Source organism: Marinomonas foliarum (assembly GCF_003337275.1).
Classification (GTDB): Bacteria; Pseudomonadota; Gammaproteobacteria; order Pseudomonadales; family Marinomonadaceae; genus Marinomonas; species Marinomonas foliarum.
Map to the genome: position 1 here is coordinate 1 of NZ_QPJQ01000045.1, position 11,465 is coordinate 11,465.

10 protein-coding genes are annotated in these 11,465 nt (G+C 42.6%); 7 read left to right on the forward strand and 3 right to left on the reverse strand.

Annotated features, from left to right (window positions below):
* Positions 1-368 precede the first annotated feature (368 nt).
* From DFP77_RS17680 to DFP77_RS17700, 6 genes are all read left to right on the forward strand, one after another.
* Positions 369-737, forward strand: a complete 369-nt coding sequence (locus DFP77_RS17680) for a DUF2750 domain-containing protein (protein WP_114413534.1) — start codon at positions 369-371, stop codon at positions 735-737.
* A gap of 31 nt (positions 738-768) precedes the next feature.
* Positions 769-1,260 (forward strand): DUF2946 domain-containing protein, encoded by a 492-nt coding sequence (locus tag DFP77_RS17685; protein ID WP_114413535.1) that lies wholly within the window; start codon positions 769-771, stop codon positions 1,258-1,260.
* A 141-nt stretch (positions 1,261-1,401) separates the two neighbouring features.
* On the forward strand, positions 1,402-2,790 hold the full coding sequence (locus DFP77_RS17690; protein WP_114413536.1) for a PepSY-associated TM helix domain-containing protein: 1,389 nt from the start codon (positions 1,402-1,404) through the stop codon (positions 2,788-2,790).
* Positions 2,791-2,948: 158 nt separating this feature from the next.
* Positions 2,949-3,923, forward strand: a complete 975-nt coding sequence (locus tag DFP77_RS17695) for a class I SAM-dependent methyltransferase (protein WP_114413537.1) — start codon at positions 2,949-2,951, stop codon at positions 3,921-3,923.
* A complete protein-coding gene (locus tag DFP77_RS19590) occupies positions 3,916-4,086 on the forward strand; it encodes a hypothetical protein (RefSeq protein ID WP_181858586.1) in 171 nt (56 codons plus the stop codon). The genes DFP77_RS17695 and DFP77_RS19590 overlap by 8 nt, the downstream gene beginning before the upstream one ends.
* A gap of 307 nt (positions 4,087-4,393) precedes the next feature.
* Positions 4,394-5,908: an alanine/glycine:cation symporter family protein gene (locus DFP77_RS17700; RefSeq protein ID WP_114413538.1), complete on the forward strand. Its 1,515-nt coding sequence runs from the start codon at positions 4,394-4,396 to the stop codon at positions 5,906-5,908.
* An 80-nt stretch (positions 5,909-5,988) separates the two neighbouring features.
* On the opposite strand, the gene DFP77_RS17705 is transcribed toward DFP77_RS17700, so the two are convergent.
* The 3 genes from DFP77_RS17705 to DFP77_RS17715 all read right to left on the reverse strand — a co-directional run bounded on the left by DFP77_RS17705 (position 5,989) and on the right by DFP77_RS17715 (position 9,856).
* Positions 5,989-6,648 carry an NADPH-dependent FMN reductase gene (locus DFP77_RS17705; protein ID WP_114413539.1) on the reverse strand — a complete coding sequence of 220 codons (660 nt, stop codon included), beginning with the start codon at positions 6,646-6,648 and terminating at the stop codon, positions 5,989-5,991.
* Positions 6,649-7,009: 361 nt separating this feature from the next.
* A complete protein-coding gene (gene gdhA, locus DFP77_RS17710) occupies positions 7,010-8,362 on the reverse strand; it encodes an NADP-specific glutamate dehydrogenase (protein ID WP_114413540.1) in 1,353 nt (450 codons plus the stop codon).
* Positions 8,363-9,079: 717 nt separating this feature from the next.
* Positions 9,080-9,856, reverse strand: a complete 777-nt coding sequence (locus DFP77_RS17715; RefSeq protein ID WP_114413541.1) for a pseudouridine synthase — start codon at positions 9,854-9,856, stop codon at positions 9,080-9,082.
* 160 nt (positions 9,857-10,016) lie between these two features.
* Between DFP77_RS17715 and DFP77_RS17720 the strand changes: the two genes are divergently transcribed.
* Positions 10,017-11,213 carry a DEAD/DEAH box helicase gene (locus DFP77_RS17720; protein WP_114413542.1) on the forward strand — a complete coding sequence of 399 codons (1,197 nt, stop codon included), beginning with the start codon at positions 10,017-10,019 and terminating at the stop codon, positions 11,211-11,213.
* The last annotated feature ends 252 nt before the right edge of the window (positions 11,214-11,465 follow it).

Genomic DNA, 11,465 nt, shown 5'->3' on the forward strand with positions numbered 1-11,465 from the left:
AACAGCATCTTTGTGCTCAGGTCGCGCACGAGCTCACCGATTTCCCGATGCGATAAGTGCTAGCTAAACACCCATCAAGAAGAGATACAAGGTCGCGCATTTATGCCGACAAAAAACTCACCACAACAAATTATGTCTTGTCGGGCTAAAGCCACGACCTACAAAAAGCAATATAAATCAACATATTGTAGGCTACGCCTGTACTCCCCTCATCAGGCCTACAACGCTTTAACGACAACCTCCTTCGCGGGAATGACGCAGCAAGCTGAGAGGAATTTACCCGAAGAAATTAAATTGCGTGATTGAGTTGATCACTCTTTTTAGCCGATGTGTTAAGATGCGCTTTTTTACCAACCCGAGTCAAATTCATGTCAAACACAATCCTTCTTGATGATACCTTCTATCGTTTACCTAGCAGCGAACGCTATGATCACGTTTTAAACCTCGTGAAGAAAGGCACATCCGTATGGACACTGGCTGACGCAGAGGGCTGTTTAATTATTGATCTTGGTAGCGATAAAGTATTACCTATTTGGCCAGCGGAACCCCTAGCTACCGCATGGGGCAAGAAAGAGTATCAAGGGTTTAATAGCTTAGAAATTAACGCTTCCGATTGGGCCGAGAAATGGCTTCCAGGCATGCAAGGTGATGGCTTTTCTGTTGGTGTAGCGCCAAACCTTGCTGGCGAATGCATTGTTTCTTCTGCCGAAGAACATGCAGCCGACTTACAAAGCTAACACAAAACCTTTGATTTAAGATAAAAGCGCTTTGCACTTTCAATTAAAGGCTCCCATTCAAAAGGGTCGCCTATTAAAAAGCCACCCAAACAAACGCACACAACTTGCTGTGTGCGTTTGTTTGTTTGCTGTTTTCCTTATTTATTTTGGCCCGCTGTTCTCTCAAGTAAGCAATGCACTTTCACCCCAGCCAACCACGATGCAAATGTCGATGGGAAGTATGGCCATGTCAGGGCACGACCATGCAAAAATGCTTTCCGAGCAAGCAAGCAACAAACTGACAAGCTCAGCACATATTAGCCACCACGGTCATCATGGACACGGCGAAAGCGCCAACCTCTTAGAGGCTTGTGGCTATTGCTCCCTGCTTTTCCATTTAAACTGGATCGATGCCAAAACTTTTGAGTTAATTCCCCTTACTCAAAGCCGTTACCCGAACATAGTAACGGTGACTATTTCGCACAAATACAATGTGCCCTTCACCTCCATTCTCCCCAGAGCACCACCCACCATTCTCGTTTAACTCAACCAATAAGCACGACGCAAGCAACTCTGATCCTACGCTGATCAGGTTTTTCTGTGCGCGTTTTTTATGATGATAGAAAAGTGAGTTTTTTTACTCAGAGGCGTTGTTTTGCCCTTTTCTATAAGACGAGAAATTACTATGTCGACAAAAACCAACAAGACTTCCGAGTCTTCATCAAATGCATTACTGCTGCTGATTACACGATTACACTTTTACATTGGCCTGTTTATTGGACCTTTCATCTTTGTTGCAGCCCTAACCGGCACCATCTATGTGATCACGCCACAACTTGAAAGCGCCATCTACAAAGATGTATTAACAACACAAAGCGTGGGTGAGAATAAACCTCTTTCCCAGCAAATCGCAGCCGCGAAATCACAATTAACAAGCAATCTAACCTTATTCGCTGTTCGCCCTGCGCCAGAGCAAGGCGACACGACACGCGTGATGTTTCTTGACAAAGAAGCGGAACTAACAGGGGCAAGAGCCTTATTTATCGACCCTGTGACATTAGAAGTGAAAGGCAACCTGCCTGTTTATGGTACAAGCGGTGTCTTACCACTTAGAACAACGCTCGACTTTATGCATCGCCAACTACTGCTCGGTGAAGTGGGTCGCTATTACAGCGAACTTGCCGCATCTTGGCTTTGGATTGCGGCACTTGGCGGCCTGTTTCTTTGGTACAAAGGCGGCAAGAAAAATAAAGCCGAGTTTGCCAGCAGAACAGAGCACCTGCGTAAGCGTCGTCGCCATTATCAAGTAGGGCTGTGTTTGTTTGTCGGTTTGATCTTTGTTTCTATTACCGGATTAACTTGGTCTAAATGGGCCGGAGCCAATATTGGTACTTTGCGCTCTAGCATTGGCTGGGTCACACCTTCCGTAGACAGAAATCTTGCTAACGACACTCAAACAATAGCAGCATCAGGCGAGCATGCTGACCACCTAAACCATGCTAGTCACCAGAATGCACCTGAAAAGCTGCCTGCAGAAAAGTTTGAAGATATCGACTTACTCTTTGACGGTGTATTAAAGGCGGCCAGAGACGCTGGCATTGATGCCAACAAGCTAGAAATAAGACCATCATCAACCAAAGATAAAGCGTGGCGAGTGAGTGAAATTGATCGTTCTTGGCCAACTCAGGTTGACAGCGTCGCTGTTGACGCAAGTACCATGACAGTGACCAGTCGTGCCGATTTTGCGACTTTTCCAATTGTAGCCAAGCTAATTCGTTGGGGAATTGATGCTCATATGGGCGTTCTGTTTGGCATAGCAAACCAAATAATACTAGCCATCTTTGGGCTATCTCTATGCTTTATGATCATCCTAGGCTACAAGATGTGGTGGATTCGTCGCCCGCAAGCAGGGTCGACCTCTAGACCACTTTTGCAAGCATGGTCGAAACTGTCTGCAGCCCAAAAAGTACTTACGCTCATTGTCACTATCGCACTGGGCTTAAGCCTGCCTGTGATGGGTGTGAGTTTATTAGTCTTTTTATTGATTGATGTAGTTCGCTGGAAACGTCAATAACAAACTAAAAATCACCGAGCTTTATTTCAAGCTCGGTGATTCCTTTTATTTGAATCCCCCTAAATTTAAAAGTTTTATTCTTTCTGCTTTCTTCTGGTCTCTCGCCTAGTAATCAGTAGAATATGCGTCTCATTTAATCACCCTTAAAATGCTATTTTATGACCCCAGAAGCTCTCACCATATTAACAGATCACCTTTTTAATCAGCTCGCACAGCAGCCAAGTGGCGCAAAAAGGCTTTTCCATGGTCGAGGTCGCTGCTTCCCCGACCTAGAGCAAATCACTGTCGATTGGCTAGAAGGGCAAATTTTTATCTCTCTTTTTAAAGAACCAACTTCTGACGAATTAGATAAATTAAATAAAAAAATTATCAATTGGACGATTCAAACAGAATGGAGCAGCTTCAAGGCACAATCCATTCTCCTCCAACACCGGAGTCGAGAACGCAGTCCAACCGAATGTCTTTGGGGTAATTACCAAGAACAGCAAGTTGTTAACGAAGAAGGGCTTCTATTCCAATTAGACCTTGGCAAAAATCAAAACTCAGGTCTTTTCTTAGACATGAGATACGGGCGACGCTGGGTAAAAGAGAACAGCCAGAACAAGCGCGTACTCAATCTATTTTCTTACACCTGCGGCTTTTCAGTCGCTGCCATAACGGGTGGAGCAGACTTTGTCGTTAACCTAGACATGGCCAAAGCCGCATTGAGCCGAGGTCGAGAGAACCATCGCCTGAATCAACACGATTTAAACAGCGTTAAATTTTTTGCTCATGATATTTTCAAGTCTTGGGGAAAGATCAAAAAATATGGGGAATATGATCTTATCATCATAGATCCGCCTACGTTCCAGCGCGGCAGCTTTGCCCTAACGAAAGACTATCAAAAAATATTACGACGTCTGCCCGAGCTACTGACAGAAAATGGACAAGTACTTGCCTGTGTCAATGACCCAAACATTCCCGCACAATTCTTGATTGATGGCATGCGTGAAGAAGCTCCTACACTCGAATACCAATACCGACTGGATAATCCGCCAGAATTTATGGATATTAATATCGAAAGTGGCCTAAAAGCCCTAATATTTAAGAAAACACCTGCTAATGCACTAAACGAAGGAAGCCAGCATGTCTAAAACAACCGTTACATTCGAATACGAAAAAGAAACCAAAAACAGCGTTCGCTACCAAGAAATTCCAGAAGAAGGGAAAGCGCCTATTATGGGCACGCTATATGTACAAAAGTGGTTTGCAGGCAGTAGTAAGAACCTAGAAATCACTATCGAAAAGAAAGACTAATTTAACGTTAAGGCAGCGCCACCATGCTGCCTTCCTTCACCCTATCAACAAACCTTTATTCTCAACCATATTATTTCACCAGCTTTTAATATGAAAACCACAGTTAAAAGCATCCGTTTTTATAATATACAAATGGATCTCATTTCTTTTCCGTGTTAAATTTGCCCCACTAAGGTGCACTTTTCATGCGCAATTCACATTTGAATATGTTCATGGCGTGGTAGCGGTAACCCCTCAACCACCGGACTTTAGTAACACATAACAATTATTAACGCCCACAAAGCGAATCTTATCGAGGACACTATCTATGCAAGCATTCATTGATTTCTTAAACGGAGTCATTTGGAGCCCAGCCTTAATTTATCTATGTCTAGGTGCTGGTTTATTTTATTCAATTCTGACGCGCTTTGCTCAAGTACGCCATTTCAAAGAAATGTGTTCACTATTGTTCAATTCGAACGAGTCGGACAAAGGCATTTCTTCTTTCCAAGCATTGGCGGTATCGCTATCTGGTCGTGTTGGTACAGGTAACATTGCTGGCGTAGCGGCAGCCATTGGTTTTGGCGGTCCTGGTGCCATTTTCTGGATGTGGGTTGTTGCCTTCTTGGGCGCAAGTACTGCTTATGCTGAATCTACTTTAGGACAGCTTTATAAAGTAAGCGAAAATGGTCAATATCGTGGTGGCCCAGCATACTACTTCGAGCGCTGCCTTGGCTGGCGTTGGTTGGGTGTCTTGTTTGCTTTGTCTTCTATTCTTGCCTGTGGTGTTTTCTTACCAGGTATTCAAGCAAACTCTGTTGGTAATGCAGTAACACAAATCTTCGGCGAAGGCGTTATTGTATCTAGCTCTTTCGGTGATGTTGGTTCTACCAAATTGGTTGCGCTAGCGGTGATCTTAGTCGTTTTGGCGTTTATCATCTTTGGTGGCATCAAACGCATTGCGAACTTCACTCAAATAATCGTGCCATTTATGGCGCTTGGTTATATTGTGATGGCGCTGATCGTTGTCTTCCTAAACCTAGACAAAGTACCAGGCATTTTCGGCATGATCTTCTCTGATGCATTCACTGCACAGGCTGGTTTTGGCGCGGCAATCGGTTGGGGCGTAAAACGTGGCGTTTACTCAAACGAAGCTGGCCAAGGTACAGGCCCTCATGCTGCTGCCGCAGCAGAAGTTCAACACCCTGCACAGCAAGGCCTTGTTCAAGCATTCTCTGTATACGTTGATACTCTATTCATTTGTACTGCGACAGCGCTGATGATCTTGATTACACAACAGTACAACATCCAAGGTTCTTTGGCTGATGGCCAGTTCATCGTACAAAACGTTGATCCTTCTACTATCATTGCTTCACCTGCCTTCACTCAGATGGCATTAGCAAGTGTGTTTGGTAATTCTGGCCCTATCTTCGTTGGTGTAGCATTATTCTTCTTCGCCTTCACTACGATCTTAGCGTACTACTACATTGCTGAAACAAATGTTGCTTATCTACGCCGCGCATTGAATATCAATGTATCACTAACCTTCGTAAAACTGCTTATCATGTTCATGGTGGCTTACGGTACGGTTAACACGGCGGGCTACATCTGGAACCTAGGTGATGTTGGTGTAGGCTTAATGGCTTGGCTGAACATCGTTGGTATTATCATGATTTTCTTCATGGCAAAACCGACTATGAAGGCATTACGCGATTACGAAGACCAGAAAGCCGCCGGCGTAACGGATTATACTTTTAACCCGAAAGCACTTGGCATAAAAGGTGCTGAGTTCTGGGAAAAACGTTACGACAAACAACAAGCTGAAAAAGCAGCTGATAAATAATCGACACTGCGTTTAGTAAAACACTCTGATGTGAAAAGGGTCACTTTAAAGTGACCCTTTTTTATTCTTACTATCCCAGCTTAAGGAGCATTCCTTTGTGCGGGATCTTTCTTAAAAGCAGGCGCCATACTTTGTGGATCGACTTGCCCCTTGTAACTAGCCGACGCCTGTGCCCACCAAATGAGTTGATTAAAAGTACGACCAAAATAACCAAACCACTCGTTTTGATCTTCGCCTTCTGCTAGAGCTCCTTCTGCAGAAAAGACGTTTTGCGCTTTTGGCACATGAATCATTGACGATACAGGCAAACAACCCAACTCCGACAAAAAAGTTCGCATGCCTATCGCGGCGCGCATTCCACCCCATTGGCCAGCAGAATAGGTCACTATGGCACTTGGCTTATAGGAAAACAAAGAGCTGCCAAAATGATTAAGCAAGTTAGCCAACGCTGGGCTCATTGAATGATTGTATTCAGGGCTCACCATAATATAACCATCGGCCGATGCTATTTTCTTCGCCAACGCATCTAGTCTCTCTGGGACCTGACTTGTTGAGTAAGAAAAGTGCGGTTTAAAAACAGCCTCTAACGGATAGTCCAACGCATCCACCAGCTCAACCTCATGATCGATATGCTGAGATACAAAAGCGGCAAAGCACGCTTTAGCTACCCTCTCGCCTAATCGAGCTGGCCGTGGTGGCGCGCTATCCCTAACCGTCCCAAGAAAGATTAAAATCTTCATAAATACATACCCAATACGAATTATTACGATTTGTTTCTATAACATCCTACAATGCTGAGTGAAATGCAAAGTTCAACATTGGTAATGTTTCGGATAAAAGCTCTATTCTTTAATAATCTATAAAAAATCATCGTGATAGAGGGTAAGGCATTTAGAATCGGTTATCCTGCATTATCAACAGCAAGGATTTCTAACGGCAACAGATGACTTTGATGTGGGATTTAATGGCTTAAACCAACTTGCCGATCGAAAAACGTTTCACTTAACACTAAAAATAAGCAAAGCTGATATTTCTAATGATTAAACAAAAAACGGCTTCTGCAACAGAAGCCGTTTTTTGGATTGCGGTTATAACAAAGCTCTATATAACACCTTGCTCTATCATTGCATCAGCAACACGCCTAAAACTAGCGATATTAGCACCTAAAACAAGGTTTCCTGGTTGTCCAAACTCTGCTGCAGTGTCATTAGCTGCATTGAAAATATTTTTCATAATCACTTTCAGCTTGTCATCTACCTGCTCGAACGTCCAATTTTGCATGCTCGCATTTTGCGCCATTTCTAATTGACTAGTAGCGACACCACCAGCATTCGCGGCTTTACCTGGACCATAGGCAATTTTCGCATCAATAAAGGCATCAACTGCCGCTTGAGTCGACGGCATATTCGCCCCCTCACTCACGACAACGCACCCATTGGACAATAATGCTTGAGCGTCCTCTAAAGTAAGTTCATTCTGTGTAGCACAAGGAAAAGCAGCATCTGCCTTAAAACGCCATACGGCATGGCCGTCCGCAGGATAATCAGACGCTGGAATATATTGAGCATCACTATGTTTTTGAAAATATTCTACCAAGCTTGCACTACGTACTTCTTTCAATTCTTTTAATAAATCAAGATCGATGCCTTTATCATGATAAATAGTGCCACGAGAATCCGAACAACTAACAGGTATCGCACCAAGCTGATATAGCTTTTCAATCGTGTAAATAGCAACATTACCGGCACCTGAAGTAAGGCACTTTTTACCTTTTAAAAGGTCTCCACGAGCCTCTAGCATATACTGAGCAAAATACACTGCACCGTAGCCAGTTGCTTCCTTACGAACTAATGAACCTCCCCAAAGCAAACTTTTCCCTGTCAGCACCCCTTCGTAACGGCCAGTCAAACGTTTATATTGTCCAAACATATAACCAATTTCTCGTGCACCAACACCTATGTCACCTGCAGGAACATCCGTTGTTGGGCCAATATGTCTATATAACTCGGTCATAAATGACTGGCAAAAACGCATAATCTCGCCATCAGAACGGCCTTTAGGATCAAAGTTAGCGCCACCTTTACCGCCACCAATAGGTAAACCCGTTAATGCATTTTTAAAAATTTGCTCAAAGCCTAAAAATTTAATGATGCTGGCATTTACACTTGGATGGAACCGTAAACCACCTTTATAGGGACCAAGTGCAGAGTTAAACTCAACACGATACCCTTTATTCACTTGAATATTACCCTTGTCATCTACCCAGGGAACACGAAACATAATTTGACGTTCAGGCTCAACAATACGTTGTATTATTGCTTGCTTTTGATAACGAATACTACCTTCTAATACGGGCTCGAGTGAGTCCAGCACCTCTTCCACAGCTTGATAAAACTCAGATTGAGCAGGACTAGTACGCTTCAAATCAGAAATGGTTTGATGAACATAAGTCATAAAATTTCGGTTCCTTTTTAATAGTCAAAATATTACTTCTATTTTGTTAATCATCGGATAATAAAGGCATGGGTACTTTCTAAACGTTTCAATCACACTATTTCACTAAGTGATTTTGTAACAATACTTAACCGTTATATAAGGGAAAAAGCGGGTACAACTCATGCTCCCGATGCTTAACTGAGCGCATTCATCATCAATCGTTAACAAACTTAACAACCAAGACAAATAATCTATCGCTCCAAATTGGTGCCGTAGATTATATGGAAAATAGTTAAAATCGTAATATTGACCTGTTTGTTTGTCTGAAAAACGGTCAATACTGCTGATTTTTTAAAGTGTTATACATGGAATAAACCAAAAAACGTGCAGAAAACAGAAGAATTATCTTATCAAAGCAACAGGTTTTTCATGCTTTATTATGGAACAATGCGTTTATTCACTCTTGACTTTTTTGATTATAAAAGATGCAAATAAACTAATTAAATATTTATAAATCATACATATAAATCAAAAAATAAAATTGCACCATTTGTAAACAACAGATTGCACCAAAGAAGAACCAGAGATGTCGCAATCCCCTTACCCCTTTTAAACAGTAAATCCTCAGCTATAAAAAAACGGCTTCTGCAGCAGAAGCCGTTTTTTTATAAGCCGTCGTACATTATCCGAGCCCAATGAAATAGGATCAATGCTGTAACGTTTTTTCTTTAAACTTTACTCGCTAGGAGCGCTCACGTACTTACGCCAATTATGTTGCTCTTTAAAGCCCAGCACATCACAGATTTTACGGTTTGAAAACAAAGACTCTACTTCATTCTTAGACAAATAACGCCATTGTCCGACATCAAGATCAAGGCAAACCTCGCCTATTTGCTCTCGATGCAAACCTACGACTCTATTGTCAACGGCTGCGAACATGCGTTTTACTTGATGAAACTTACCTTCGGTAATGGTTAAAAGTACTTCTTGGGGAGTAATAATCTCTAATTTGGCTGAACGAGTTAAACCTTTCTCGCCCTGAAGTTGTAAGCCATTTTCAAACCGAGCAATTAGGTCGTTGCCAAGCTCTGCTGAAATCGCTTGAGACAATTGTACTCGATACACCTTGCAGCAATGATTGGATGGCTGAGTAATATGAAAAGACCAACGTCCATCATCAGTTATCAGCACTAACCCCGTAGTGTCTGCGTCTAAACGTCCTGCTATATGCAACTCAGAAGATCGGTCCACTTCTACATAATTGAACAGAGAGGGATAGACTTCATCGATATTCGAGCAAACCGTACCCGCCGGTTTATGCATCATAATATAGCGAAAATCACGCGCTTTTAGCTTAATGCCGTTTAAAAGCACCATATTATTTTCGTGTACCTGAGTCGCTTCATTAGTCACTACCTCATCATTCACATAAACAGCCCCAGAATAAATATATTGAATCGCTTCCTCTCTGGTCAGCTCGGTGCTTTTACAAACAAATTTATCAAGGCGCATATCAGGCAGAGTATTAAATGATGAAAGAGCGCAACATTATCCCTGCTAAGCAATAATTATCAACGCCTGAAGAATTTTCACCGATGCATTACTGCTTTTACGTTATACTACCCCATCATTTCTTTTAGACACCCCTTACGACAATCTGTCAGAGCCTCTTATGCCATTTGCCAAATTAGGATTATCCAGTCCTCTTGTTCAAGCGATTACTGAACTGGGTTACCAAACGCCGACCCCCATTCAGAAACAAGCAATCCCAATTATTCTCTCTGGGAAAGACTTAATCGCCACAGCACAAACAGGAACAGGGAAAACAGCCGCTTTTGTTTTGCCTTTATTAGAGCGATTCAGTAAAGCTGGAACTTTACGCGGTAAACGCATAAGAGTATTAATTCTCGTGCCGACACGAGAACTTGCGGTTCAGGTTGAAGCCAGTGTTGCGCAATACGCCAAACACATGAAATTAACCTCTATGGCTGTATATGGTGGCGTAGACACCGAAGCTCAAAAAGAGCGTTTAATTGAAGGCGTGGATATTCTGGTTGCTACTCCAGGCAGATTGCTTGATTTGGCTCATCAGCGTGCGCTGCATTTTGATGAATTAAAAGTCATGGTATTGGACGAAGCAGACAGAATGGTCGATATGGGCTTTGTGGGTGACATCAATAAGATCATCGAACGCCTACCCGAAAACCGCCAGAACTTATTGTTTTCAGCAACCATGACCGACGACGTTCGTGCCCTCGCCTTCGATTTTTCAGACAGCAAGATGACTGACCTAGCGGCTGAAATCTCTATTTCACCTAACGTACGCGCGGCTAAAAATATCAAACAATGGCTTATCACCGTTGATAAAGACACCAAGTCAGCCCTATTGAGTCATTTGATTAACGAACAAAAATGGGATCAAGCGCTCATCTTTATTGAGAAAAAACATGGTGCCGCCAAGCTGGTCGATCAATTAGCAAAACGTGGCATAGTCGCCGATTGTATTCATGGTGATCGAAGCCAAGCCATGCGTGAAAAGATTTTGGCTCAATTTAAAGCAGGTGAACTAAAATATCTCGTCGCAACGGGAGTTGCTGCTCGTGGTTTGGACATTGGCGAATTAAGCCGTGTCGTCAATTACGACTTACCGTTTAAACCAGAAGAATACATCCATCGCATTGGGCGAACTGGTCGTGCAAACGCAACTGGTGAAGCCATTTCCTTCGTTGCCATGGGTGACTTTAAAAACCTTTGCGCCATTGAAAGCCGACTAAAACACATCATCGATCGCAAAGAAATTGCAGGCTTTCCGGTCAGAAAAGTCGTGCCAGTTTCTATTTTAAATTACGTCCGCAAAGCAAATCGTTAACATCGCGCCATTGAATGTATTGTTATAGAAGATCCGCCTTAGGTAGAGTTTTCTGCCTAAAGCACATCCCTTTACATAAACCTTAATTTTTTATGCATAAAAACAGCACGACTGCATACAAAAGTTTACAAAGATGGACGCTTTGCTGTATATCTAAGTAGTGAAAAATGATGTTGGTAAAAAAGTAAAAAAATGAAAGACAATATAACGGTATCCATTTCTTCAATTGATGGAACAAAGCATTTTAGTTTT